25 protein-coding genes and 1 tRNA gene are annotated in these 23,910 nt (G+C 65.8%); 12 read left to right on the top strand and 14 right to left on the bottom strand.

The features are described from left to right. The first annotated feature begins 62 nt into the window (after positions 1-62). A tRNA-Met gene (locus tag ACODTA_RS21010) sits at positions 63-139 on the top strand. A gap of 178 nt (positions 140-317) precedes the next feature. On the opposite strand, the gene ACODTA_RS21005 is transcribed toward ACODTA_RS21010, so the two are convergent. From ACODTA_RS21005 to ACODTA_RS20995, 3 genes are read right to left on the bottom strand one after another with little or no spacing between them, the layout of a single operon-like run. Next, a complete protein-coding gene (locus ACODTA_RS21005) occupies positions 318-2,033 on the bottom strand; it encodes an FAD-binding protein (protein WP_489068250.1) in 1,716 nt (571 codons plus the stop codon). 36 nt (positions 2,034-2,069) lie between these two features. Next, on the bottom strand, positions 2,070-2,885 hold the full coding sequence (locus ACODTA_RS21000; RefSeq protein WP_489068248.1) for an alpha/beta fold hydrolase: 816 nt from the start codon (positions 2,883-2,885) through the stop codon (positions 2,070-2,072). Positions 2,886-2,902: 17 nt separating this feature from the next. Further along, complete coding sequence (locus ACODTA_RS20995; RefSeq protein ID WP_489068246.1) at positions 2,903-4,111, bottom strand: acyl-CoA dehydrogenase family protein; 1,209 nt, start codon at positions 4,109-4,111, stop codon at positions 2,903-2,905. Between the two features lie 301 nt (positions 4,112-4,412). On the opposite strand from ACODTA_RS20995, the gene ACODTA_RS20990 reads away from it, so the two are divergent. The 5 genes from ACODTA_RS20990 to ACODTA_RS20970 all read left to right on the top strand — a co-directional run bounded on the left by ACODTA_RS20990 (position 4,413) and on the right by ACODTA_RS20970 (position 8,745). Beyond that, positions 4,413-5,270, top strand: a complete 858-nt coding sequence (locus tag ACODTA_RS20990) for an SDR family NAD(P)-dependent oxidoreductase (protein WP_489068244.1) — start codon at positions 4,413-4,415, stop codon at positions 5,268-5,270. A gap of 126 nt (positions 5,271-5,396) precedes the next feature. Then, on the top strand, positions 5,397-6,284 hold the full coding sequence (locus ACODTA_RS20985) for a VOC family protein (RefSeq protein ID WP_489068242.1): 888 nt from the start codon (positions 5,397-5,399) through the stop codon (positions 6,282-6,284). Positions 6,285-6,396: 112 nt separating this feature from the next. Then, positions 6,397-6,774, top strand: a complete 378-nt coding sequence (locus ACODTA_RS20980; protein ID WP_489068240.1) for a nuclear transport factor 2 family protein — start codon at positions 6,397-6,399, stop codon at positions 6,772-6,774. 5 nt (positions 6,775-6,779) lie between these two features. Further along, on the top strand, positions 6,780-7,982 hold the full coding sequence (locus tag ACODTA_RS20975) for an acetyl-CoA C-acyltransferase (RefSeq protein ID WP_489068260.1): 1,203 nt from the start codon (positions 6,780-6,782) through the stop codon (positions 7,980-7,982). A gap of 19 nt (positions 7,983-8,001) precedes the next feature. After that, on the top strand, positions 8,002-8,745 hold the full coding sequence (locus tag ACODTA_RS20970; RefSeq protein ID WP_489068238.1) for an SDR family NAD(P)-dependent oxidoreductase: 744 nt from the start codon (positions 8,002-8,004) through the stop codon (positions 8,743-8,745). 58 nt (positions 8,746-8,803) lie between these two features. Here ACODTA_RS20970 and ACODTA_RS20965 read toward each other — a convergent pair whose 3' ends face one another. Beyond that, positions 8,804-9,175 (bottom strand): EthD domain-containing protein, encoded by a 372-nt coding sequence (locus ACODTA_RS20965; RefSeq protein WP_489068236.1) that lies wholly within the window; start codon positions 9,173-9,175, stop codon positions 8,804-8,806. Further along, complete coding sequence (locus ACODTA_RS20960) at positions 9,172-10,860, bottom strand: FAD-dependent oxidoreductase (protein WP_489068234.1); 1,689 nt, start codon at positions 10,858-10,860, stop codon at positions 9,172-9,174. The genes ACODTA_RS20965 and ACODTA_RS20960 overlap by 4 nt, the downstream gene beginning before the upstream one ends. A gap of 220 nt (positions 10,861-11,080) precedes the next feature. Between ACODTA_RS20960 and ACODTA_RS20955 the strand changes: the two genes are divergently transcribed. Both ACODTA_RS20955 and ACODTA_RS20950 read left to right on the top strand, forming a co-directional pair. Continuing rightward, the gene (locus ACODTA_RS20955) at positions 11,081-11,602 is read left to right on the top strand and encodes an Lrp/AsnC family transcriptional regulator (protein WP_489068232.1); all 522 of its coding nucleotides are present in this window, start codon (positions 11,081-11,083) and stop codon (positions 11,600-11,602) included. Further along, positions 11,599-12,069 carry an Lrp/AsnC family transcriptional regulator gene (locus ACODTA_RS20950; protein WP_489068230.1) on the top strand — a complete coding sequence of 157 codons (471 nt, stop codon included), beginning with the start codon at positions 11,599-11,601 and terminating at the stop codon, positions 12,067-12,069. The genes ACODTA_RS20955 and ACODTA_RS20950 overlap by 4 nt, the downstream gene beginning before the upstream one ends. A gap of 306 nt (positions 12,070-12,375) precedes the next feature. Here ACODTA_RS20950 and ACODTA_RS20945 read toward each other — a convergent pair whose 3' ends face one another. Genes ACODTA_RS20945 through ACODTA_RS20910 form a run of 8 tightly spaced genes read right to left on the bottom strand, consistent with a single transcriptional unit; the run spans position 12,376 to position 19,146 of the window. Further along, entirely contained in the window at positions 12,376-12,843 is a 468-nt protein-coding gene (locus tag ACODTA_RS20945) for a nuclear transport factor 2 family protein (RefSeq protein WP_489068228.1), read from the bottom strand. Continuing rightward, positions 12,836-13,915 (bottom strand): DUF1214 domain-containing protein, encoded by a 1,080-nt coding sequence (locus ACODTA_RS20940; RefSeq protein ID WP_489068226.1) that lies wholly within the window; start codon positions 13,913-13,915, stop codon positions 12,836-12,838. The genes ACODTA_RS20945 and ACODTA_RS20940 overlap by 8 nt, the downstream gene beginning before the upstream one ends. 2 nt (positions 13,916-13,917) lie before the next feature. Continuing rightward, positions 13,918-14,697: an SDR family oxidoreductase gene (locus ACODTA_RS20935; RefSeq protein ID WP_489068224.1), complete on the bottom strand. Its 780-nt coding sequence runs from the start codon at positions 14,695-14,697 to the stop codon at positions 13,918-13,920. Next, the gene (locus tag ACODTA_RS20930) at positions 14,687-15,940 is read right to left on the bottom strand and encodes an NADH:flavin oxidoreductase (RefSeq protein WP_489068222.1); all 1,254 of its coding nucleotides are present in this window, start codon (positions 15,938-15,940) and stop codon (positions 14,687-14,689) included. The genes ACODTA_RS20935 and ACODTA_RS20930 overlap by 11 nt, the downstream gene beginning before the upstream one ends. Beyond that, positions 15,937-16,470, bottom strand: coding sequence for a nuclear transport factor 2 family protein (locus ACODTA_RS20925; protein ID WP_489068220.1), 534 nt, complete (start codon positions 16,468-16,470; stop codon positions 15,937-15,939). Before ACODTA_RS20925 ends, ACODTA_RS20930 begins: the two co-directional genes overlap by 4 nt. 25 nt (positions 16,471-16,495) lie before the next feature. Continuing rightward, a complete protein-coding gene (locus tag ACODTA_RS20920; RefSeq protein ID WP_489068218.1) occupies positions 16,496-17,248 on the bottom strand; it encodes an SDR family NAD(P)-dependent oxidoreductase in 753 nt (250 codons plus the stop codon). Further along, positions 17,245-18,033, bottom strand: coding sequence for an SDR family NAD(P)-dependent oxidoreductase (locus ACODTA_RS20915; RefSeq protein WP_489068216.1), 789 nt, complete (start codon positions 18,031-18,033; stop codon positions 17,245-17,247). The genes ACODTA_RS20920 and ACODTA_RS20915 overlap by 4 nt, the downstream gene beginning before the upstream one ends. Before the next feature lie 33 nt (positions 18,034-18,066). Beyond that, a complete protein-coding gene (locus ACODTA_RS20910) occupies positions 18,067-19,146 on the bottom strand; it encodes an aromatic ring-hydroxylating dioxygenase subunit alpha (protein ID WP_489068214.1) in 1,080 nt (359 codons plus the stop codon). A 140-nt stretch (positions 19,147-19,286) separates the two neighbouring features. On the opposite strand from ACODTA_RS20910, the gene ACODTA_RS20905 reads away from it, so the two are divergent. Continuing rightward, entirely contained in the window at positions 19,287-20,063 is a 777-nt protein-coding gene (locus ACODTA_RS20905) for an SDR family NAD(P)-dependent oxidoreductase (protein WP_489068212.1), read from the top strand. Here ACODTA_RS20905 and ACODTA_RS20900 read toward each other — a convergent pair. Beyond that, on the bottom strand, positions 20,027-20,971 hold the full coding sequence (locus tag ACODTA_RS20900) for an alpha/beta hydrolase (RefSeq protein ID WP_489068210.1): 945 nt from the start codon (positions 20,969-20,971) through the stop codon (positions 20,027-20,029). The two genes, ACODTA_RS20905 and ACODTA_RS20900, sit on opposite strands and share 37 nt — an antisense overlap. 53 nt (positions 20,972-21,024) lie before the next feature. Here ACODTA_RS20900 and ACODTA_RS20895 point away from each other — a divergent pair, with 53 nt between their 5' ends. The 3 genes from ACODTA_RS20895 (at position 21,025) to ACODTA_RS20885 (ending at position 23,910) form a co-directional block, all read left to right on the top strand. Then, positions 21,025-22,155, top strand: coding sequence for a helix-turn-helix transcriptional regulator (locus ACODTA_RS20895; protein WP_489068208.1), 1,131 nt, complete (start codon positions 21,025-21,027; stop codon positions 22,153-22,155). Positions 22,156-22,293: 138 nt separating this feature from the next. Beyond that, positions 22,294-23,460, top strand: a complete 1,167-nt coding sequence (locus ACODTA_RS20890) for a sulfotransferase family protein (RefSeq protein ID WP_489068258.1) — start codon at positions 22,294-22,296, stop codon at positions 23,458-23,460. A 3-nt stretch (positions 23,461-23,463) separates the two neighbouring features. Then, positions 23,464-23,910 (top strand): nuclear transport factor 2 family protein, encoded by a 447-nt coding sequence (locus ACODTA_RS20885; protein WP_489068206.1) that lies wholly within the window; start codon positions 23,464-23,466, stop codon positions 23,908-23,910.

Here is a 23,910-nt window from a genome sequence, read left to right as displayed (position 1 = left end):
CAGGCTTTGCAGCAGGCGCAAGACGGATTTGTTACAAACAAGAACCCATTCACAAAACTTGGCGCGGGATGGAGCAGCCCGGTAGCTCGTCAGGCTCATAACCTGAAGGTCGTAGGTTCAAATCCTACTCCCGCAACCAGATAGAAGACCCGGCCTTGTGCCGGGTTTTTTGTTTTTGGCGCGATCCTGCCTGAAAACACGGTCGGCCGGAACCGGCGGAGTCCGTTCGGACGGTCAGGATCTTGCAACAAAAAGGGCTTCCCTCCGGGGAAGCCCTTTTGTCGTTTTCGGCCCGCGCGAAGACCTGTCCGGCTGGCTCAATGCCGATCGGTCATCACCGCGTGCCGCGCTGCACGGCGGCCGGAAAAGACGCAATCGGCGGCGGACAGGCCGCTCACATAGATGTTCGAGCAGATGCCGATCGCGGTGCGGCCGGCAGCATAAAGACCGGCGATCGGCGTTCCGGCTTCGTCAAGCACGGCTCCGCTCTCTTCCTCGACGCGAAGCCCGCCCAGTGTCAGCACGGGCAGCGGCATCAACCGCGCCGTGATCGACATGTTGAGTGCGTAGAAAGGGCCGGCGCCGATCGGGTGCATATCCTCCGCCGCCTTGTCGAAGGCATCGGCGGTCTCGCCCCGCGCCGCCGCATTGTAACGCGCGATATTGGCCTGGAAGGTCGCGACATCGAAGCCGCATTTGTCCGCGAGCGCGTTGATCGTCGTGGCCTTTTTCCGCCCCAGCCGCATCGCCGCGAGCGCCGGATATTTCTGGAAGGGCAGGATCAATTTGTCGCGGCTTTGCGCCATTGCCTCGTCATAGAGCGCCTGATCGATGATCAGCCAGGCGACGCCACCGCGCTCCTCGACCATCGGCAACCCGATCGTCGCGCCGTAAAGCGCTTCGTTGACATAGCGCTCGCCGCGCGCATCGACGATCATGCCTTTCGCCCAGGCGAAGGGCGGGTTGATGAAGCGCCAGGCGCTGACATGATCGAGCCGGGAAACCGCGCCGCCCGCGCTTTGGCCCAGGCGGATGCCGCTGCCATCGTCGCCGGGTGAACCCAGCGGCATGCCCTGTGCGTAGCGCGGCGCATAATGCCGCACCATTGCGCGATTGAAGATGAATCCGCCGGCGGACAGCACCACGCCGCGTCGTGCGCGGATATGGCGGGCGATGCCGTGCTTCGCCTCGATCCGGCGGGTCTCGGCGAACCAGCGCTCGGCGATGCGCGCGGCAAGCCCGGCGCCGGGAAAGGCCGGGGGCAGCTTGAGCAGCAGGCGTGTCGCGCGCTGCTGGAGCTTCTGATAGCGCGCCGCGACCGGCGCGTCGGCGGGTACCTGGATCAGCTTGACGCCCAGCACGCGCCCGGCGCGGTCGACGACGAGCTGGCGCGCCTCGGCACCGGTGAGCAGGCGGACACCCGCCTTCTCGGCGGCGTCGCGCAGCGGATCGTAAAGTCCCACGCCATAGCCGACCGGACTGCTCGTGCCGGGCAGAAAGGCGCGATGGCCCCGCGGTGCCGGTCGGGCGACGCGCGCATAAGCGGGCTGCAGCGAATTATCCGGGTGATAGAGATAGAAGCTCGAATGCGGATAGCTGGTCTTGTCGGGATACAGGATGCCGCGAAAGCGCACGCCGTGCCGCGTCATCCAGTCGACCGTCTCGACGCTGGTGTCGCAGAAGCGCCTGAGCGTCGCGTCCGAAACCACGCCCGCTGCCTCGATCCGGAGATATTTGAACATCTCCTCGGCATCGTCGCTGACGCCGGCCTCATGCTGCGCGGGCGTGCCCCCGCCGGCATAGAAAACGCCGCCATTCATCGCGGTGGCGCCGCCGCCCTGGAAGCGATCGGCCGCGATCACCTCCAGCCCCGCTTCCGCCGCCTCGAGCGCGGCCGAGACGCCGGCGCCGCCATAGCCGATCACCACCAGGTCGGCGGCATCGTCCCAGGCGATTTCGTCCGGACCATCGACGATCCGTGCAGTCTCGACATCCGAATGCCAATGCGGATCGCCGGGCCGTGCGTCAGGCATCAGGCTGTTCCCTCGCATGCGTCGATCATGGCGATGTCAGCCACGCAGGAATTCCAGCGTATAGCGGTTGAATTCCTCAGTGCGCTCGACCTGGACCCAATGGCCGACCTTGTTGAAGGTCATGAAACGCGCATCGTCGCATGCGTCGAGAAAACGCTGCGCGCCCGATGCGGGCAGAAATTCGTCATTATGCCCCCAGAAGCCGAGGATCGGCATGCGGAGTTCGCCCAGGCGTGGCGCCAGATTGGGCGTGCGCATCCGCGCCAGCACGTCCTTGGGCTGGGTCCGCGCCACCGCGAAGCGCTCCGCGACCAGCGCGTCGGTGACATGGCCCGGATCATAGACCAGATTGGTGACGAGCCGGCGCTGATCCTCGATCGTGAAATCGGGGCTGCCGAAATCGCTGATCATCTTCTTCATGCCCGGCATCGCGAAATAGATTTCGAGTTCCTCGATGCAGCCTGGCGACATCAGCACCAGCCGATCGACAAAGGCGGGATGATCCAGCGCCATCTGGATCGCGACGCCGCCGCCCAGCGAATTCCCCACCAATGTCGCCCGTTCCACGCCATGCGCGATCAGTGCTTCGTGAAGCGTGTCGGTGAAGAGCTGGAGCGTATAGTCGATGCCCTCGGGCTTCGAAGAGGCGCCATAGCCGATCAGATCGGGCAGCAGCACGCGGTAGCCGGCCTCGACAAAACTGGCGATGTTCTTGCTGAAATTGGACCGGCCGGAGGCGCCAGGGCCGCTGCCATGGATGAAGACGAGCGCGGGGCCCTGTCCGGCCTCCGCGATCGCGATATGGTGGCCGCCCGATACCGAGTGGACGGTCTGGCTGATGCTATCCGTCATAACCCCTCCCGCTGGGTTCAAAGGAACATGAAACCGGGCGCCTCGCCCAGCAGCCCGTTGGTGACGTCCGGCCCGAAATTATTGGGATCGTTGGCGACGTGCGCGCGCGCGGCATGGAGGTCGAGCCAGGGCTGGACGACCGGGCTCGAATTATAGATCGCGCGGCCGCCCAGTAGCGGCATCAGCGTATCGACGAGCGCGGCGCAGCGCCGGACGACCGATGCCGACTGGAAGCGGTAGAGCGTGCGCTTGTCCATCGGCACGTCCTCGCCCGCTTCGGCATGCGCGATCATCGCGTCGAAATTGCGCGTCAGCACGGTCTCCATTTCGTCGATCTCGGCCCAGGCCTTCGCGATCGCGTTCTGGAGCAGCGGATCGGCCTTGGAGGCCTTGCCGGTATTGGTGGAGATGCGTGTCTTCATGATCTCGAGCGCGCCCCTGGTCGCGGCGCGCGCGCCGCCCAGCGCAGCGGTCGAGACGAGCCGCACGAAGAGCTGCGCCCAGGGCAGGCGGTAGAGCGGCGCGTCATTCTCGGCCTGGCCGGGATTCTTGCAGAGGAAACCGTCGACTGCCCGATGCGTGCGGTAATCGGGCACGAAGGCGCGATCGACGACGATATCCTGGCTGCCTGTTCCCTGCAGGCCGAAGACATGCCAGGCATCCTCGATACTGTAATCGCTGCGCGGCACCAGGAAGGTGCGCATGTCGGGCGCGTCGCCTTCCTGCGCGGGCGGAACGACGGCGCCGAGCAGCACCCAGCCGCAATGCTCCGATCCGCTTGAAAAACCCCAGCGGCCCGAAAGCCGGAAGCCGCCCTCGACATGTTCGACGGTGCCGACGGGCTGATAGGAGGAAGAGACGAGCATGGTATCGTCACCGCCCCACACTTCCTGCTGCGCGCGATCGTGGAAAAGCGCGAGTTCATAGGGATGCCCGCCGACCACGCCATACACCCAGCCCGTCGACATGCAGCCCTCGGCAAGCAGCTTCTGCACCTCGAAAAACACATTGGGATGCATTTCATAGCCGCCCCAGCGCCGGGGCTGGAGGATGCGGAAGAAACCCGCCGCCTGCATCTCCGCGATCGTCTCGGCGGGAATGCGGCGTTCCGCGGTGGCCTGGGCCGCACGCGCCCTGAGTGCGGGAATCATCGCCCGTGCGCGATCGATCAGATCCTGCGCATCGGGGATCGCTGTCTGCCCGGTCTGGTCGAGGGCGGTTGCCATAGTCTCTCCTTGCGATTCCCATACGCCTGTTGAGGAAAATATGGGCAATCATCTGCTATATTCGTATTGAAAGCTATAATTCACTACGCAAGCTGTCAATGTGATTTGTGGCATTCGCGGTGCCGGGCCTGGCGGTGCCCGGCGATATCGGCGCGATTCCGCTGTTATCGAACGGATTAGCGCATTGCGTATCAAATATGCTTTCAAACTACGCAAAGCGCGTTCTATGACGCAGTATCGAATCGAATATCCGGTCACGGATATCAACCGGCCCGCAAGCGGGCGAGCGAGGATGTTGCAGATGGGCGATCAGAAGGTTGCGGTGGTGACGGGCGCGAGCCGCGGCGCAGGCGCGGGCATCGCGCGAGCGCTCGGCGAACAGGGCTATGCCGTCTATGTGACCGGGCGGACGGTGGAGGAAGGGAGCGCGCCGCTTCCCGGAACCGTCGCCGCGACCGCCGAAGCGGTGACCGCTGCCGGCGGGCGTGGCGTTGCGGCTGCCGTCGATCATGGCGACGACGCGCAGGTGGCGGCGCTCTTCGAACGGGTGCGACGCGACGAGGGCCGGCTCGACATCCTCGTCAACAACGCCGCCGCGATCCACGATGCGCTGATCACGCCCGGCGGCTTCTGGGAGCGCCCGGTCGGGCTTGTCGATATCCTCGATATCGGCCTGCGGTCCAGCTATGTCGCGAGCTTCCATGCCGCGCCGCTGATGATCGAGACGGGCGGCGGGTTGATCGCCTTCACCTCGTCCTTCGGATCGGTCTGCTACATGCACGGTCCGGCTTATGGCGCGCAAAAGGCGGGGGTCGACAAATTCGCCGCCGATATGGGCGTCGACCTCCAGGATCATGACGTCGCGACGATCGCGATCTGGATGGGGCCGCTTGTCACCGAACGCACCGCGCGGGCGCTCGGCGAACGTCCCGATCAATATGAAGACTTCATGGCCAATGCCGAGACCCCCGAATTCACCGGACGGCTGATCGCCGCTGTCCATAAGGATCCGGAACGCATGACGCTATCGGGCAGCACCCGGATCGGCGCCGAACTCGCGCAACGCTACGGCATAACCGAGGCCGGCGGGCGCCAGCCGCCGTCCTATCGCGACATGCTCGGCGAGCCGCGCATCCCGCATCCCGCGATCGTTCGCTGAATATTGTGCGAGCATGCGTATCTAAATTTGCGTAAATAATACGCATATAGCTTGTTAAGGCGTGAGTTTGATATTAGCTTGCGTGGCAAGAGGCGTCAGAAGGCGCGCAATCTGGGGACGAAGTGAATGGCGATACGATCGCTAGCCTATGTGGTCATCGATGCCACCGACATCGAAGCCTGGCGGGCCTATGGCGAGGACGTGCTGGGCATGCGGGCCTTCGATCATGGCGACGGCATCCGCCTGCGCATGGACGACCGCCCGTTCCGCATCCAGATCCGCAAGAGCGATGCTGACCGTTTCCATGCGGCGGGGTTCGTCTATGCCGACAAGCCGGCGTTCGATGCCGGGCTCGCACGGCTTCGCGCGGCTGGCGTGACGCTCGAGGCGGCGAGCGCGGAGGACGCGGCCGAACGCCATCTGCGCGCGTTCGTTCGCTGCAGCGATCCTTCGGGGAACCGGCTCGAACTCGGCTGGGGCAATATCGTCGACGGCAAGCCGTTCGTCTCGCCCGCCGGCGTACCCGGTTTCGTGACGGGCGAGATGGGGCTGGGCCATGTCGTCTTCCCCGCGATGAAGCTCGCCGAGACGCGCGCTTTCTATATCGATCTGCTCGGCTTCGGCGACAGCGACGAGATGCGCGCCTTCATGCAGGGCGGGCCCGACGATCCGGGGATCGGCTTCCACTTCCTGCATTGCGACAATCCGCGCCATCATAGCGTCGCGCTCGGCGAATATCCCGCACCTTCGGGGTTGATCCACATGATGGTCGAGGTGCCCGGGCTCGACGATGTCGGCCGCGCGCTCGATCGCGCGATCGCCGCCGGCGTCCATATCTCGTCGAGCCTCGGCAAGCATATGAACGACAAGATGACGAGCTTCTACATGCGCACGCCCGGGGGCTTTGACGTCGAATATGGCTGCGGCGGCATCCGGCCCGACTGGAAGACCTTCACCCCGACGATCAGCCTGAAGGAGGATGAATGGGGCCATCACTGGAATTTCGGCGGCTGAGGAGAGATCGACCTAGCCCCCGAAATGGTGGTGGCGCACCCTGTTCCCGATGCGACAATGGAGACTCGATCGGTGCGCCGGTCCCCGGAAATTTGCGGTTGAGGAGAAGCGGATGCCCAGTCATGCGGTGATGGTCGAAGCGGTCGAGCGCTATGTCGAGGCGTTCGAAAAGGGCGATCCGGAAATGGTGGTCGCGCTCTACGCCGCCGACGCGACGGTGGAGGATCCGATCGGCACGCCGATCCATGCCGGGCACGATGCGATCCGGGAATTCTATACGCACTCCATGACGATGGGCCCGAAGCTGAAGCTGCAAGGCCCCGTCCGCACAGGCGGCGATTATGCCGCCTTCGCTTTCTCGGTCGAGCTCGATTATGGCGGTCGCAAGTCGATCGACGTGATCGACACGTTCAAGTTCGACGAGGAGGGCAAAGTGGTGGAAATGCGCGCGTTCTGGAGCCAGGCCAATATGCAGGGCTTCGAGGCATGACGGCGATGCGTGAGGCCGCCATCGTCGCGACCGCCCGCACCGGCATCGGCAAGGCCTATCGCGGCGCCTTCAACGATACCGAAGTGCCCGTGCTCACCGCGCATGTCGTGAACGCCGCGATCGCGCGCGCCGGGATCGATCCCGCCCGGGTCGACGACGTCTATATGGGCGTCGGCAATCACTGGGGCACGCAAAGCTACAATGTCGGCCGGCTGACGGCGCAGGGATCGGTGCTGCCCGATGCGACGGGCGGCTTCACGCTCGACCGCAAATGCTCGTCGGGGCTCAACGCCATCGCGCTCGCCGCGCGCGGCATCATGTGCGACGAGATCGACGTCGCGGTGGCGGGCGGTGTCGAGAGCATTTCGCTCACCATCAACAAGCATGCGCCGAGCTATCGCAACCGCTCCGAATTCGTGAAGGCGGCCGATCCCCATGCCTATATGGCGATGATCGAGACCGCCGAGATCGTCGCCGATCGCTACGGCGTCTCGCGAGAGGCGCAGGACGCGTTTTCCGCGATCAGCCAGCAGCGCGCCGGCGCGGCGCAGGCGGCGGGCCGGTTCGACGACGAGATCGTGCCGATCACCGTCACCAAGGCGCTGTTCGACAAGGAAGGCAACGAAACCGACAAGGAAGAGGTGACGCTGGACCGCGACGAGGGCGTGCGCGGCGATACCACCGCGGAGAAGCTTGCGGGGCTCAAGCCCGTCTTCAAGGATGGGCTCGTCGTCAAGGAAGGCCGCCATATCACCGCGGGCAATGCCAGCCAGCTTTCGGACGGCGCTTCCGCGCAACTGGTGATGGACCGCGCGACCGCCGAGAAGGAAGGCGTGCCGATCCTGGGGATTTATCGCGGTTTCCAGGTCGCGGGCTGCAAGGCGGAGGAAATGGGCATCGGCCCGGTCTTCGCCGTTCCCAAGCTGCTCGACCGCGCCGGCCTGAAGGTCGACGATATCGGCCTGTGGGAAATCAACGAGGCCTTTGCCAGCCAGGCGCTCTATTGTCGCGATACTTTGGGCATCGATCCCGACAAGATCAACGTCGATGGCGGCGCGATCGCGCTCGGTCATCCCTTCGGCATGACCGGATCGCGCCTCGTCGGCCATGCGCTGATCGAGGGCAGGCGCCGTGGCGTCCGCTATGTCGTGGTGTCGATGTGCGTCGCGGGCGGCATGGGCGCCGCCGGGCTGTTCGAGATCGTCTGAAGCGATCGTGGCGGCGTCGATGCAGGGCAGGACGGTCTTCGTGACGGGCGGCGGCAGCGGCATCGGCCGTGCCGCCGCGATTGCCTTTGCCGAAGAGGGCGCACGCGTCGCAATCGCCGATCTCAATGCCGACGGCGCCGCCGAGACCGCGGCGATGGTGCGCGCGGCGGGCGTCGAGGCGCATCATGGTGCGCTCGACGTGACCGACAAGGCGGCGGTCGATGCGTTCGTCGACGATATCGTCGCGCGCTGGGGCGGGCTCGATTGCGCGTTCAACAATGCCGGCGTTGCGCTGGAAGGCATGGAAACGGGCTGGGGCGATCTCGACGCCTATGACCGCACGGTCGCGGTCAACCAGCGCGGGCTGTTGCTGTGCATGGCGGCGGAGCTTCGGCACATGGAACGCGCCGGGCGCGGTGCGATCGTCAACACCGCGTCGATCGCGGGCATGGCCGGGGCGGGGGGCGCCGGCTATTGCGGATCCAAGCATGCGGTGATCGGCCTCACCCGGTCGGCCGCGATGCGCTATGCCGCGCAGGGCATCCGCATCAACGCGGTCTGCCCCGGCGCGATCCGCACGCCGATGGTGGAGGCCGTCGCGAAGGAGGAAGCCGCTGCGCGCTTCATTGCAGAGATGCATCCGATGAACCGGCTGGGCGAAGCGCGCGAAGTGGCGGACGCCGTCGTCTTTCTCTGCTCGGACAAGGCCAGCTTCATCACCGGTCATCCGCTCGCTGTCGATGGCGGCTATCTGGCGCGGTAACTCCTTCTGTCATTCCCGTGTGTGCGGGAATGACAAGAATGAGGCAGTCCAGACAGATTTACACGCTGCAGATCGCGCTTTCGGTTTCCTCGACAATCATGAGCCGTGTCTGCGAGCGGTCGAGAAATTCCTCTTCATCCGCCGCCAGTCGCGCCGCGTTCGCCGGCTGCATCAGCACCGCCAGCGCTTCGTCATAAGCCGCGCGGTTGCGAAACCAGATCTCGGTCACCGAATCATAATCGAAAGGCGGTGCGCCATCGAAGGCGATGCCGCCGTCCGCCGCGACGTAGTTGCGCCGATAGCTGAGGATATTGGGCATCAGCTCCAGGATCAGCGGTGCGTGCCGGGTCTCGTAATAGTCGCGAAAGCGCGTGCGATCGATATCGGCGCGCGCCTTCAAGAGCGAGACGACCTTGAACCCGCCCCTCACCGGTTGACGCCCAGCATGTCGCGCGCGGCGATCCAGCCGAAGGTCATTGCCGGGCCCAGCGTGGCGCCGGCTCCCGGATAGGTCCGGCCCATCGCGGCAGCAGAAACGTTGCCGACCGCGTAGAGCCCCCGGATCGGCTTGCCGCCCTGATCGAGCACGCGCGCCTTTTCGTCGGTCGCGAGCCCGCCATTGGTGCCGAGGTCGCACGGATAGATGGCAATCGCATAGAAGGGGCCATGTTCGATCGGCGCGAGCGTGGGATTGGGCGAGACCGAGGCGTCGCCATAATGGCGATCATAGGCCGATTGACCCCGTGCGAAATCGGGATCCTCGCCGCGCGCCGCGAAACCGTTGAAGCGCGCGACCGTCTCGCCGAACGCCGCCGGATCGACGCCCATCTGCGCCGCCAGCCCGTCGAGCGTGTCCGCTTTTTTCAGGATCTTGCGCATCGGCGCCGGGATGCGCGCATCGGCGGTTGGTTTTCCGGGCATCATCGGGCCCAGCATATATTTGCCGCGATAGCGCGCGTCGAAGACGAACCAGGAGGGCACGGTCGGCGCGTCGGGCCGGTTGGCGCGATGCATCTCGCCGCCCGCGACATGATAGGACGCGGCCTCGTTCATGTAGCGCCGGCCCGCCTGGTTGACGATGATCGATGAGGGCAAGGCGCGCTCGACGAACATGATGCGCGCGCGATCCTCGCCCTCCAGCATGAAGCCCGGCCCCCACCAGGCCGAATCCATCAGCCCGGTCGCCGCGCCCACGCTGATGCCCGCCTTCAGCCCGTCGCCGGTGTTGCTCGGCACGCCCGCGCTCCAGTCTGCGGAGGCGGGCTGAGGTGAATGGCGCGCGCGCAACGCTGGATCATGGTCGAAGCCGCCACTGGCGAGGATCACGCCCTTGCGCGCGCGGATCTCGATCGCTTCGCCGTCGCGTTCGACGATCGCGCCGGTCACGCCCTCGGGGCCGTCGACAAGCGAGACCATCGGCGCATTCAGCCAGATCGGCACGCCCTTGGCGTCGATCGAGAGCTTGAGCCGGCCGATCAGCGCGTTGCCCCCGGTCAGGCGGCGCGAGCGCCTGGTCCTGAAGCGCCAGGGCAGGTCGAACAGATATTTCATCATCAGCTTGAAGAGCAAAGGCTTGGCGCCCGGGCTCATCGTCAGCAGCAGCTTGGCTTCCTCCATCGTCCAGGTGAAGCGGCCGAAGGTCAGCGTCAGCGTGTGCGGCGGTTCCATCCGCCAGAAATCGTCGCCCAGCCGATCGGCCATCAACGGGATCGGATCATGCGTCCGCCAGCCGTCGCGCGCGCCCGCCACGTCCATATGGTAATCGGCATAGGCATAGGCGGTGTAGCGAAGCTCGGACTGTTCCTCCATGTCGCGCAGCATCCGCGGGGCATTGTCGACAAAGGCGCGCAGCTTGGCTTCGGGCACGTCGTCGCCGATCAGCGCCTTGATATAGCCGAGCGCCGCGTCGGGATCGTCGGCATGCCCCTTGGCGCGCGCATCGTCGCTGCCGGGAATCCAGATGCCGCCGCCCGATGTGGCGGAGGTGCCGCCATATCGCGCCGATTTCTCGACCACGAGCACCTCGGCGCCCGCATTGGCGGCGGTGAATGCCGCCGTCAGCGCGCCCGCGCCCGATCCCACGACCAGCACATCGACTTCATGCAAGGCTTCCACGGCGGCTCCAATCCCGGTTTCCGGCATGCTTCCGGTTTCGGATGAGGTTTTGCACACGAAATGCGCTCTGAGAAGTAAGAATCTGTACGCAAACTGTGATAATCGCTTGCGCTGGCCCGGAATATTGACAGGATAGCGGCAATAAGGTCTGTGCATCGTCGTTTCGCGTAGGGTGTCGCCGGGCTGGCGGCGCATTGCCGCAATCAGGGAGAGAGCCGCGTTGCGAACCGAGGGCAAGAGCGAGCGCCGGACGCGCGGCAAGGCGCAGGGCGCGGGGCGTGAGGACGGCACCTACCGCGTCGACGAAGTCGACGACCAGATCATCGCCGCGCTCCGCAGGAACGGCCGCATCGCCAATCGCGATCTGGCGCGCGACATGGACGTCAACGAAGCGACCGTGCGCACGCGGATGCGCCGGCTGGAAGAGGCCAATATGGTCCGCGTCGTCGCGATGCGCGATCTGGCCGCGATGGGCTTCGAATATCTCTCCCCCGTCGGCGTGCAGGTGAAGGGGCGATCGGCCGCGGCTGTCGGCGCCGACATCGCCAGGCTAGAACGCGTGATCACCGTCAATGTCGCGATCGGCACGCATGATCTGGAGATCCAGGTCGTCGCGCAGAGCCTGGACGAGATGCAGGACCTGCTGACCAATGTGATCGCCAAGATCGAAGGGGTCGAACGGCTGTTTCCAAGCCTGGCGCTCAAGGTCTTCAAATATAATCCGGAATGGGCGCCGCTATGAGCACGCGTATCAGCCTGGACGAACTCGATCATCGGATCATCGACCGGCTCGGCCATGACGCCCGCGTCTCCAATCGCGAGATCGGCCGTGAGTTCGGACTGACCGAAGGCACGATCCGCTCGCGCCTGAAGCGCCTGCTCGATGCCAAGGTGATCCGCGTCGCCGCGGTGACCAATGCCAACCGGCTGCGCAATCCGATCCTGGCCTATCTCTGGATCGAGGCGGATACCGCCGCCGATATCGAGAATGTCGCGAAGAGCCTGGCCGAACTGCCCGAGATCGGCTTCGTCGCGACCACGCTCGGCCGCGCCGACGTGCTGGCGATGACCCTGGTTGAGAACGGCAACGAACTGACCGATTTCCTGCACCAGACGGTGGACAAGATCCCTGGCATCCGGCGGGTCAACTACAGCCTGGGCCAGAATTTCATCAAACACGACTATCGGTGGTGCTCGCTGGTCGATTGAGGGTGGCCGTACCCCCATCGATGTCATCCCCGCGAACGCGCACTGCTGTCCGGGATTTTTTGAGAAGCGCCCGATCGAGCAGGAAATGACCGGCGCACTCGGTGATCGGATAAGGCGCCAGCCCCCCAAACCGCTCGGGCTGAGCCTGTCGAAGCCCTGCTTTTCCTTGGCTTCGAAGTAGAAGGGCAAGGCTTCGACAGGCTCAGCCCGAGCGGATCTGGCGGCGGCAGCGATATGACCCCAGCCTGGTGTCACCCACACCAAACCATGTCTCAATACTGCGCTTCTCCGTTTTTTCGCCGCAGCTCAAGGCCCAGCCCAGTCCGCCTTCAGCCCGTCCTCCGCCAGCATGCCGTCGACGATCGCGCGCGGTTCCGACCGAGTGTAGCTGATCCGCCAGCCATCGGCGGTGCGGCGATAGCGGTCGTGATAGAAATTGGCGAGCAGCCGGAATCCGCGGGTGCGAGGATCATAGCTGGCATAGCCCAGATTCCAGCGCGCGCGCGCTTCGTCGCCAGCGACATCGATCTCGCCATTATGCGCCTGATGCACATCGACGATCGGCGTGTTCGCCGCCATCTGCGTGAATATGCCGATCAGGCCGTCGAGATCGAAGCTGCCGATCGGCGGGAAATCGATCACCGCGTCGGGCGTGAAGCAGGCGCGGATCGCCGCGACATCCTTGGCGTCGCAGGCGTTGAGATAACGCGCCTTGAGGCGGCGGATATCGCTTTCGGCTTCGAGCCGGGCGATGCGCGATTCGAGATCAGTCATCGAGGCGGATGATCCTGGTTTGCGGGACGGGATGGTCGGTGGCGCCGGTCCAGCGCAGCAGCATCGTGCCGCGATCATGGCCGGCGGTGTCGATCCAGTTGCCGAAACCCGGATCGCGATCGGCGATGATCAAGGTCAGCGTGCCGTCGTCGTTCAGGCGCGCGCCATGCCCGTTCACATGGATGCGGTGGTAGCGATAATCGAGCGATTCCATCCAGTAATTGTCGAGCTGGAAATTCCAGAAGCTGCATTCGGGAATGGGCGTGTCGATGCGCAGCGCCTCGCCGGGCGCAAGTTGCCACCAGCCATGGAGATAGAAGATCGTCGGATCGCCGCCCGCGCGGAAGAAGGGCGTCTGGTCGATGGTCGCGAGTTGGTTGAACTGTTCGGCGCGGAAATTCTCGGTCCAGTCGACAAAGGTCCGCGCGGTGCCCTCGACAAAGGCGGTGACGCGCCCGAGCGCCGTGGCCAGCCGGCCGGCGGTGAGCGGTGTCGGCGTGGCGGGGCCGTCGATCGCGGTGATCTCGACGGTGGCCGGCGTCTCCGCGGCACGGTCGAGAAAGGTCTGGCGCACGATCACCATCGAACTGTCGTCGGCCAGCGGCAGCCAGTTGCCCTCCGTCCGCTCGCGGCTGACGACGATCTCGAACGATCCGTCGGGCGCCACCTGCATGTCGGCGGAATCGAGTTCGCCCGTCGAGGCCATGGTGCCGTCGAGCGCATAGCGATTGGCCTTGGTGCCGAAGCTCAGGATCGGCACGCTGCCGCGCGTGCCGGTGATGCGGTAGCGCCGCGCGCCCGAGACCGTGGCGTTCATATAGATATTGTCGGGATTGTCGGCGCCGATCTTCGCGGTCTGGTGCGATGCCGCGTAAAAGCTCGGAAAATCCGGGTCGGCATGCTCCAGATGCATGTCGAGCCCGATGCGCAGCAGCCGCGTCAGATAGCGGAAGCCCTCGGCGCGATCGAGTGGCGAGGCCGCAGCCTCGGGCGCAAGCACCACCTCTCCCGCCGCTTCCAGCCGCCGGCAGAAATCCTGCCACATCTCGCGCGTGAACATCTCCTCCGCCATGATCAGGGCGCCATATACTGGCCGCCATTGACGTCGAGCGTGGCGCCCGTGACGACCCTGGCATAATCGGACAGGAAGAAGAGCACGCTCTTCGCGCAATCCTCCTCGGGCGGAATGATCCCGAGCGGGATGCGCGCAGTGATCTCGCCGATCAGCGCGTCGCGATCGGCACCGCCCGCGACCTGGCCGTCGACATAGTCGTAGACGGGCTTGCCGCCGATCCAGCCCATGCGTGTCGCATTGACGCGGATATTGAAGCGGCCGAGATCCTTGGCCATGTGCCGGGTCATCGTCGTCAGCGCGCCCTTGCCCGTCGCATAGCCGCCTTCCCCGGGGAACGGATTGACCTGGGACATGGTGGCGACGTTGACGATCGCGCCGTCCTGCTGTGCCTTCATCGCGGGCAGCACCGCCTGCGCCATGCGCAGCGCACCCAGGCAATTGACGTCGAACACGCGGGCCCAATCCTCGGGATCGGCCTGGTCGACGGTCACCCAGGCGCCATGGATATAGGCGGTGTTGACCAGCCCATCGATCCGTCCGAACGCCTCGGTCGCTGCTGTGGCCAGCGCATTGCACTGCGCGGCATCGGCGATGTCGGTGGCGAGCGCGACGGCCTCGCCGCCCTCGGCGCGGATCTCGCCTGCCACCGCTTCGATGAAGTCGCGGTTGCGCGCGCCGAGCGCGACGCGGGCGCCCTCGCGAGCGGCGATGCGCGCCAGCGCCTGGCCCATGCCCGGCCCGACGCCGCTGATGACGACCACCTTGTCCTTAAGCAGCATCCGCCTGTTCCTTTCCTGCGATGATGTCCTTGAGCGCCGGATCGAGCGCGTTGCCGACCTCCGGGCAATGTGTGCCGGAGGGGCCGTACATCGCGGCGACGCAGCGGTTGCACGCAGTGCAGCCCGATCGAAGGTTGGTGCCCAGGCGCCATTTGGCGACAAGGCCGGGATCATGGATCAGCGCACGCGCCATCACGATCGCGTCGAACCCCTCGGCCATCGCCTCGTTCGCGGCGGCGAGCGACTGGACGCCGCCGAGATGCGCGAGCTTCATCGGGCTGCCCGCCAGCGCCGCCTTGAGCTTCAGGCCATGCTCGATCAGATAATTCTCGCGGAACGGCGGCAGCTTCGGCACGCTTCTCTTGAGGATCGCGAACTGGAGCCTGGCGAGCATGCCGGTCTGCATCGCCGCCAGATCGTCATAGGGCAGTGCGCTGCCGAACATCGCCCAGGTGCTTTCGATGTTGCGCCCGGCCGAGAGCACCAGCATGTCCGCGCCCGCGCGTTCCAGCACGCGCGCCGTCACGATCGCGTCGTCGACCGTCGCGCCCTTGGGCACGCCGTCGGTCAGGTTGATCTTGGCGAGCACCGCCAGCCGCCCGCCCGTCGCCCGTTTGACTGCCTCCAGCACCTCGGCGGGGAAGCGCGCGCGGTTCTCGGCCGAACCGCCATATTCGTCGCGGCGGGCATTGGAGAGCGGTGAGATGAACTGGTTGAGCAGATAGCCATGGCCCATATGGATCTCGACCGCGTCGAAGCCGGCCTGTTCGGCAAGCAAGGCGGCATGCGCGAACTCGTCGCGCACCATCTCCATGTCGGCACGGGTCATGGCGCGCTGGAGGAAACGGCCCTTGAGCACGCCCATCTTGTCGATCCCACCCGATGCTGACATGGCGCGCGGCGTCGACAGATCGTCGATCTGGCAGAAGCTGCCGCCATGGGTGATCTGGGCGGAGGCCCTGGCGCCCTCGGCATGGATCGCATCGGTGACGGCGCGGTAATGCGGCACGCTTTCGGCGCGCATCGTGCCTTGGCCCGGCAGGGTCCGGCCGTCCTTCGACACCGCGACATAGGCGAGTGTCGTCATGCCGACACCGCCGCGCGCATAGGCGCGATGGAATTCGGTCAGCGCGCGCGTCGGGAACATGTCCTTGTTCATCATCTCGTTCGCGCCCGAACGGATGAAGCGGTTGCGCAGCGCGACGGGGCCGATTTGCACGGGACTGAACGGGTCTGCGCTCATGTGCCCTGGGCCCGCGTGAGCATCGCGATGATCCGCGCCTTCATCGGTTTCACCCAGTCGCGCCTGAGATCGGCATTGAGCAGCCCCGCCGCATCGAGTTCGTCGCACAGATGCATCTGGTGCGCGATGTCGAACAGATCCATCTGGTACGAGAATTTGCCGCCGCCGCCATAGGTGATCAGCGAGACGCCGCGGGTTTCGAAATGGCTACCGTCGGGGCGCATGCCCGGACCGCGATTGACCCATTCGCTGATGATGCGATCGCCATCGATCGCCCAGCCCAGGATCGGGAAGCTCCAGCCCTGCCAGCCCGAGCCGACATCCATGTCGCGGCCGTAATGCGTGGTGCGGATCGCTTCGCGTCCCTCGGCGCGGACGAACATCGCGCCGCCATAGGGGCATTCATAGACGCAATCCTCGTGATAGAAGGCGTCGGCGATCCATGCCCAGCGACCGCGTTTCTCCGCTTCGACAAAGGCGTCGCGCAATCCCCCGATCGCGGCTTCGACCTCTTCCCTGGGATAGTGCATCGCCGCGTCCTCTTCTTTGGGCGGTTCAGTCGAAATTGGCCTGCCCGCCGTCGAGCGGGATGGTCGCGCCGGTCAGATAGGCGAGATCCTCGCCGCACAGCGCCGCCACCGCGTTGCCGATATCGGTTTCGCAATCGCCGACGCGGCGCAGCGGGATCGAGCGGAAGAACGCCTCCGCTTCCTCGGGGTTGGCGTCGATCCAGGCGGCCAGCCCCGGCGAGTGCGCGTGTGGCGCGATCGTCAGCACGCGGATATTGGCGGGCCCCCATTCGGCTGCGGCAGCACGGGTCAGCGCCCGTGTCGCCTGCTTGACCGCGGCATAGGCGCCATAGCCCGACATGTCCCAGCGCAAGGCCGCCGAACTGGCAAGATTGACGATCGTGCCGCCGCCGCGCCGCTCGAGATGGGGATGGCAAGCCTTCATGAAGCGGAAGCTGGCGAGCGGGCCGGATGCGAAGCCCGCTTCGAACGCCGCGTCGCTGACCGACAGCAAAGGGCCGAGCGGCACTTCCTGCGCATTGTTGACGAGGATGTCGATGCCGCCGAAGCGGGTCGCAACGGCATCGACCGTCGCGCCGACCGCCGCGGCATCCTTGACGTCGCATGCAAAGGCGACCGCGGCGTCACCGATCTCGGCGACGACCGCGTCGAGCTTGGCGACGGTCCGGCCGAGCAGCGCGACGCCGGCACCGCGCGCGGCGAGTGCCGTGGCGATGCCGCGCCCGACGCCCTGGCCGGCGCCGGTGACGATCGCGATCTTGCCGTCGAGCCGGCTCATAGGCCCAGGCTGGTCGGCGCGCCCGGCAGCATCGACTGGTAATAGCCGGCGGACCAGCCGCCATCGACCGCCAGTTCGGCGCCGGTGATGTAGCTCGCTTCGTCCGATGCGATGAACAGGCTCGCGCGCGCGATCTCCTCGGGTTCGCCGATCCGCTGGAGCGGCACGCGCTCATAGCCGGTGTTGAGCGCATCGCCGCTCAGCCCGGCGGGATTGCCCATCTGGGTGTTCACGCCGCCGGGATGGACGCTGCACACGCGCACGCCGCGCGGGCCGAGTTCATAGGCGAGCGACTTGGACAGGCCGCGCACCGCCCATTTGCTCGCCGTATAGGCGGTCAGCCCGTTGCAGCCGCGCAGGCCGTCGACCGAGGAGATGTTGACGATCACGCCGCGCCCGGCTTTGGTCATCTCCGGTGCTGCATGCTTCGCGCCCAGGATCACGCCCAGCACGTTGATCGAGAGCACGCGCTCGATATCCTCGGCCGTCATCGCCTCGATCGGCGAATAATGGACGATCGCGGCGTTGTTGACGAGGATGTCGAGCTTGCCGAAATGCGCGATCGCGGCCGCGACCAGTGCCGCCCAGCCCTCTTCCGAACGTACGTCGTGCTTCACGAATAGCGCCGCGTCGCCGATCTCGGCGGCGGTCGCCCTGCCCTTGTCCTCCAATATGTCGGCGAGCACCACTTGCGCGCCTTCGGTTGCGAAGAGTCGCGCGGTCGCGGCGCCCATGCCCTGCGCCGCACCGGTGACGATCGCCACCTTGCCATCGAGTCTGGCCAAGATCTTCTCCTGTTATTCCGGGTTGCGTCGCGCTCAGGCGACCTTCTGTTCGAACGGCGCGGACAATGTTCCGCGCGTGATGTGGGTGCCGTTGACGCGCGCCTGGAACTCCTGCGCGCGCGACCGTGGGTTGTAGAACTGGCGGTACCAGATCCTGAGCTTGCCGACCGGCCCGTCGCCCTGCACCGCCATCGGGTTGATGCACGGCTTCTTGTTCGACCAGATCTCGAAATCCTGCGCGAAGGCGGCGCATGCGGCGGCCTGATAGGCGCGCGCCATCGCGACGTCCTCGGGCGTCGGCTCGGCATTGGGCACCTTGACCAGCAGACCGTGCCAGACCTTTACGACGCCGTCGTCGATGGGCGTGTGCGTGATCATGATGATCGCGGGAAACTGGCCCGACATGCGCGACTGCAGGATGCCCGGGCCCGTATACCAGGTATCGGTTTCCAGCGGCGCGTCGCCTTGCAAGGTGCGATGACCGGCGCGCAGACGCTGAACGATGCGGTGCCCGTCGAAATCATTTTCGAAGACATCGACCTTGTCGTTGCCGTGGACGGGTTCGAAATGCGCGCGGTCCGCCATGTTGTCGAGGATCTCGACGGGATGGCTGGCAAGTTCTCCCAATTGGTCGAGCTCCCATTTCACCCAATGCGGCTGCTCATATTCGGCGAAGGGCGGCAGCTCATATTCGGGGCCCAGTCCCTCGGAATCTTGCCACATCCAGATGCAGCCTGCGCGCTCGATCACCGGCCAGGTCTCCAGCCGGGCGGCGGCGGGAATCTTCTGCGGCGAATAGGGGATCTGGTTGCACTGGCCGTCGGGGCCGAAGCGCCAGCCATGATAGGGGCAGCGGATCGAATCGCCCTGCACATGCTCGTTGTCTCGGATCACGAAGCTGGTCCGGTTCTTCGCCAGATGCGCGCCCATGTGCGGGCAATAGGCGTCGACCAGATGCACCTGCCCCGATTCGCCACGGTAAAGCACGCGGTCGCGCCCGAAGAAGCGGACGGGAAGCGGGGTGGTGCCCTCCAGCTCGGCGGCGGCGGCGATCATGAACCAGCCGCGCGGAAAGCTGTGTTCGCCCAGCCCATATTCTGCGGTCGTCGCCATTGGAAACCCTCTCTCTGATTGCTGCGACGTCAAATTGACTACGGTTTGCGTTTTATGTTGCGGATTTATTGCCGCATTTCGTGGTAGCATCCCACAAATGATAGCGGCATACAAGGCGGATCGGATCAAGGAGGGTGCAAATGGGTGACGATCGGCTTTTCCCCGAAGGCGCCGCACTGATATTCGGTGCGACCGGCGGCATCGGCGGCGCGGTGGCGACCGAATTCGCGCGCGCGGGCAGTGATGTCGCGATCGCATGGCGATCGAAGCGCGAGCGCGCCGAGGCGCTGGGCGGCGAGATCGAGTCGCTCGGGCGCGCCGCCAGCCTGCATCATTGTGACGTCACCGACGAAGCCGCGCTGGCCGCGGCCGTCGAAACCGCGATCGCCGTCCATGGACGCATCCACACGATGGTCTGGGGCGCCGGACCGCTGGTCGATCAGGTCCATCTGGCCGAGACGAGTTCGGAGCAATGGCGCCGCGCGATCGACGTCGAGGTGCATGGTTTCTTCAACGCGGCGCGCGCTGTGATCCCGCATATGCGCGCGGGCGGCGGCGGATCGCTGGTGCATCTGGGGTCGGCGGGCGATCTGCGCTGGCCCGACAAGGACGGGCTTTCGGTCGCGCCGAAAGCTGCCAACGAGGCACTGGTAAAGGGTTTCGCGCGCGAGGAAGGCAAGTTCGGCATCCGCGCCAATACGGTGCTGGTCGGCGTGATCGAGGCCGGCATGTTTCTCGAACTCTCGCGCCAGGGCGTGTTCGACGAGGCCTGGACCGCCGAGGTCCACAAGAACCTGGCGCTCAAGCGCTGGGGTCAGCCGGAGGAGATCGGTCATGCCGCCGTGTTCCTTGCCTCGTCGAAAGCCGCTTATGTCACCGGTCAGCAGATCGCCGTTGCCGGCGGATACGGGATCTGATCGAGCGCGAATGCCGCCCTCAGGCCGCGCGCGGCGGTGCCCACCGCCCGGTCGGCCTGGGGCAGCATGCCGAGCATGCTGGCGAAGCCGTGGATCATGTCAGGAAAATGCTCATGGACGACGGCGACGCCCGCGTCCTGAAGGCGCGCGGCATAGGCAATGCCTTCGTCGCGCAACGGGTCGAAGCCCGCGGTGATGATGGTCGCCGATGGCAGGCCGGCGAGAGTGTGGGTGCGAAGGGGGGCGGCGAGCGCGGGTGCTTCGGCGGCGCGTTCGAGATATTGCGCCCAGAACCATTGCATCATCTCGCTCGACAGCATGTAGCCGGTCGCATTCTCGATCCAGGACGGCCGCGTGAAATCGGCATCGAGCACGGGATAGAGCAGCAACTGGTGCGCGATCGCCGGCCCGCCTTCGTCACGGAGCTTCAGGCACAAAGCTGCCGTCAGATTGCCGCCCGCGCTGTCGCCGCCCAGCGCGATCCTGTCGGGATCGATTCCGAGTGATGCGGCCTGTGCCGTGATTTCGGGCAGCACACTGGCGATGGCGTCGAGCGCCACGGGATAACGGTTTTCGGGCGAGAGCGGATAATCGAGCGCCAGCACCGCGATCTCGGCCGCCGAAGCGATGGCGCGGCACAACGGATCATGCGTGTCGAGCGTGCCGAACACCCAGCCTCCGCCATGCATGAAAACGAGCAGCGGCAACGTCTCGCCGGGGCGGGGGTGATAGAGGCGGGCGGGCATGGCGCCGATCGTCAGGTCGCGGATTTCGGCGACTTCGGCGCGGGCGAACGGCATGGGCTGGCGATCGGCGAGCCGGAACGCTTCCGGATCGAAGGGCGGCTTCATATGCGGCACATCGGCGAGCATCTGGAGCAGCGGTACGAGCGCGGGATCGAGAGGCATTGGCAAACTCCTGCTGGTTATGGGATGAAAACGGGGTGGATGATGGGTGAAACGTGAAGGCGACCGACGAAGTCGAACATTTCTCGCGGCTGATCTCCGCGCTTTTCGGCGGCCTGCTGGCCGAGCCGCCATGGGAGGATTTCCTGCGCGCGCTCGCCACATGGCTCGACGCCAGCTATGCGACGCTGATCCTGACGGCGCCGGGCACGAGCCGCCCGGGAACGATCGTGACGCCGGGCGCCGATCCGCGGACCGCCGAAGACTATGCCGAGAGCTTTTTCACCAGCGATCCGTTCAAGGGATTGCCCGAAGGCAGGGTGACGTCCTTCACCGAATTCCTTCAAGGGGAAGTGCGGCAGAGCGCCTTCTGGCGCGATTTCCTGGAGGCGGCGGGCGGCGACCAGATATTGGGCGTCGACCTGCGCTTCGACAGTGGTTTCGAAGCCCGATTGCGGGTGACGCGCGACGCCAGCCGCGCCGATTTCGCCGGCGTGGATCGCGATGCGCTCCAGTCGATCGTGCCGCATCTGCGCGATGCGTTGCGGCTGTTCGAACGGCTCCAGGCCTGGGACACCGAACATGGCGTCTATCGCGGCATGGTCGAGCAGATGGGCGTGGCGGCGATCATCCTCGACCATGACGGCAAGGTGATGCGCACCAATGCGGTGGCCGACCGTCTGCTGGCGGAAAAGGATGGCGTCGTGCTTGCCGGCGGGCGCTTGCGGCTGACCGCGCCCGCCGAGCATCGCGCGCTTGAAAGATTGTTGCTGTCGCTCAAGGCCGATGCCGATCCCGCGGCGATCGCGGCGCAGCGTTTCCGCATCGAGCGCCCGTCGGGCCGGCGCGACCTGGGCGCCGTCGCGAAGCCCGTCACCGCGCCCGCCTTCATGCGCAGCGGCGCCGCCGCCGCGCTCGCGCTGTTCGTCAGCGATCCGGGGCAGGACGCGCGGCCTGATCCGGAAGCGATCCGCGACCTGTTCCAGCTTACCCGCATGGAAGCGATGCTGGCCGCCGCGCTCGCCGGCGGCGCATCGCTGGTCGACGCCGCCGATCGGCTGGGCATCGCCCATAATACCGCGCGATCGCATCTGCGCTCGATCTTCGCGAAGACGGGCGCGCGGCGCCAGTCGCAGCTCGTCCATCTTCTCCACGCCGCGATGCCCGAGTTCGGCGCCGGATCCTGATCCCCTCCCATTCAGGCCTGATCCCCTCCCATTCAGGGGTGTCGCGCTCGTTGCGCGCGCGCCTAGCCTTGCCAGCATGACGGGCCGCGGCTGCGCGGCGCGATGTGCAACGAAATAGGGTGGAGGTGCCTGGTGGACATGGCGATGGAGCGCGTGCCCGACCGTGAAATGCTGGTCGAACGCGCGCGCGCGCAGACGGGGCTTTCGGATCTCGGCGATACCTGGTTCTTCGCCAATATCGATGCACTCATCCCGGCGCTCAACAGCGAGGCGCGGCTGAGCGCGGCGGGCGTCCAGAGTGCGAGCGCCATGATCGTCAATGGGCTGGTCAATCGCTTGCGGCATGTCGAGCTGGTCAAGCGCAATCCCGAGATTCTCGATGAGCCGATCGACGTCGCGGCGGTGGTGGTCGGCCTGCCGCGCACCGGCAGCACTATGCTCCATCGCCTGTTGGCGTCTGCGCCGGGCATGACCGGCGCGCGCTGGTTCGAGACGCAGAATTACGCGCCCATGCCGGGCGAGGCGCGCGGCGAGACGCATCTGCGCCGCGCCGTCGCGCAGGGCTTTCTCGACTATATGATCGCGACCATCCCCGATCTCATGTCGATCCATCCGATGAGCCTGGACCAGCCCGACGAGGAACTGATCATCCTGGGCCAGCTCTATTCGAGCACGATGATCGAGGGCACCTATTACGTTCCCAGCTTCGCGCACTGGCTGACCGCCAATGATCGTTTCCAATGCTATCGCGATCTCCGCCAGATCCTTCAGTCGCTGCAATGGCAGGATCCTGGTCGCAAGGGCGCGAAATGGGTGCTCAAGACGCCCGGCCATCTGATGGCGCTCGATGCGGTGATGGAGGTGTTTCCCGACGCCAAGATCGTGATGACGCACCGCGATCCGGTCGCGACCGTGCCCAGCTATTGCAGCATGGAACACAGCCTGTACCAGATGGTCTCTGACAGCGTGGACAAGGCGAGCGTCGCCGAATTCTGGGTCGATCGCCTGGCCGATCTGATGGCGCGCTTCATGCTGGTGCGCGAGCGCGTCGAGGGGCGCAATTTCGTCGATGTGCGCTATGCCGATCTGTTGGCCGATCCGATCGGCGAAGGCACCCGCGTGCTCGAAGCAGCGGGCGTGGCGGTTACGCCCGAGATCCGCGCCGGCATGGGGCAGTGGATAGAGGCCAACAAGCGCGAGGATCGCGCGGCGCATCGCTATACGCTGGAGGATTTCGGGCTGGACAAGGCCGATGTGGATCGTCGCTTCGCCGGCTATCGCGCCGCATTCGTCGAGGCGGGCTGAGCGATGGCATACCAGGAAGACGGCGCCGTCATCACCCAGATCAAGCTGCTCAAGGCGCGTTATTTCCGCGCGATCGACACCAAGGACTGGGCCTTGCTGCGCGATCAGTTGACCGACGATCTCGCCGCCGACTTCCGCGATTCGTCCGGCACCCAGGACGATCGGCTGCTGACCCATGGCGCCGATGCCTTCGTCGCTTCGGTCCAGGCGACGCTCACCGGCGTCACCACCGTGCATCACGGCTATACGCCGGAGATCATGCTGACCGGCGCGCGCGAGGCCAAAGCGATCTGGGCGATGGACGATCGCCTGTGGGTCGACGAGGGAAGCGCGCTTCCCTTTCGCTGGCTGCGCGGTTTCGGCCATTATCACGACTGCTATCGCAAGGCGCGGGGGCGCTGGCTGATCGCCGCCACGCGGCTGAGCCGCATCCGCGTCGAGAGCGGCTGA

Source organism: Sphingomonas sp. FG14, assembly GCF_057809675.1.
This window is presented reverse-complemented; position numbering and strand designations above follow the sequence as displayed.

Coding starts and splice junctions, on each gene's coding strand:
- ACODTA_RS21005 (WP_489068250.1), bottom strand. CDS start 2,033: ATGCCTGACGCACGGCCCGGCGATCCGCATTGGCATTCGGATGTCGAG.
- ACODTA_RS21000 (WP_489068248.1), bottom strand. CDS start 2,885: ATGACGGATAGCATCAGCCAGACCGTCCACTCGGTATCGGGCGGCCAC.
- ACODTA_RS20995 (WP_489068246.1), bottom strand. CDS start 4,111: ATGGCAACCGCCCTCGACCAGACCGGGCAGACAGCGATCCCCGATGCG.
- ACODTA_RS20990 (WP_489068244.1), top strand. CDS start 4,413: ATGGGCGATCAGAAGGTTGCGGTGGTGACGGGCGCGAGCCGCGGCGCA.
- ACODTA_RS20985 (WP_489068242.1), top strand. CDS start 5,397: ATGGCGATACGATCGCTAGCCTATGTGGTCATCGATGCCACCGACATC.
- ACODTA_RS20980 (WP_489068240.1), top strand. CDS start 6,397: ATGCCCAGTCATGCGGTGATGGTCGAAGCGGTCGAGCGCTATGTCGAG.
- ACODTA_RS20975 (WP_489068260.1), top strand. CDS start 6,780: ATGCGTGAGGCCGCCATCGTCGCGACCGCCCGCACCGGCATCGGCAAG.
- ACODTA_RS20970 (WP_489068238.1), top strand. CDS start 8,002: ATGCAGGGCAGGACGGTCTTCGTGACGGGCGGCGGCAGCGGCATCGGC.
- ACODTA_RS20950 (WP_489068230.1), top strand. CDS start 11,599: ATGAGCACGCGTATCAGCCTGGACGAACTCGATCATCGGATCATCGAC.
- ACODTA_RS20945 (WP_489068228.1), bottom strand. CDS start 12,843: ATGACTGATCTCGAATCGCGCATCGCCCGGCTCGAAGCCGAAAGCGAT.
- ACODTA_RS20940 (WP_489068226.1), bottom strand. CDS start 13,915: ATGGCGGAGGAGATGTTCACGCGCGAGATGTGGCAGGATTTCTGCCGG.
- ACODTA_RS20935 (WP_489068224.1), bottom strand. CDS start 14,697: ATGCTGCTTAAGGACAAGGTGGTCGTCATCAGCGGCGTCGGGCCGGGC.
- ACODTA_RS20930 (WP_489068222.1), bottom strand. CDS start 15,940: ATGAGCGCAGACCCGTTCAGTCCCGTGCAAATCGGCCCCGTCGCGCTG.
- ACODTA_RS20925 (WP_489068220.1), bottom strand. CDS start 16,470: ATGCACTATCCCAGGGAAGAGGTCGAAGCCGCGATCGGGGGATTGCGC.
- ACODTA_RS20920 (WP_489068218.1), bottom strand. CDS start 17,248: ATGAGCCGGCTCGACGGCAAGATCGCGATCGTCACCGGCGCCGGCCAG.
- ACODTA_RS20910 (WP_489068214.1), bottom strand. CDS start 19,146: ATGGCGACGACCGCAGAATATGGGCTGGGCGAACACAGCTTTCCGCGC.
- ACODTA_RS20905 (WP_489068212.1), top strand. CDS start 19,287: ATGGGTGACGATCGGCTTTTCCCCGAAGGCGCCGCACTGATATTCGGT.
- ACODTA_RS20900 (WP_489068210.1), bottom strand. CDS start 20,971: ATGCCTCTCGATCCCGCGCTCGTACCGCTGCTCCAGATGCTCGCCGAT.
- ACODTA_RS20890 (WP_489068258.1), top strand. CDS start 22,294: ATGGCGATGGAGCGCGTGCCCGACCGTGAAATGCTGGTCGAACGCGCG.
- ACODTA_RS20885 (WP_489068206.1), top strand. CDS start 23,464: ATGGCATACCAGGAAGACGGCGCCGTCATCACCCAGATCAAGCTGCTC.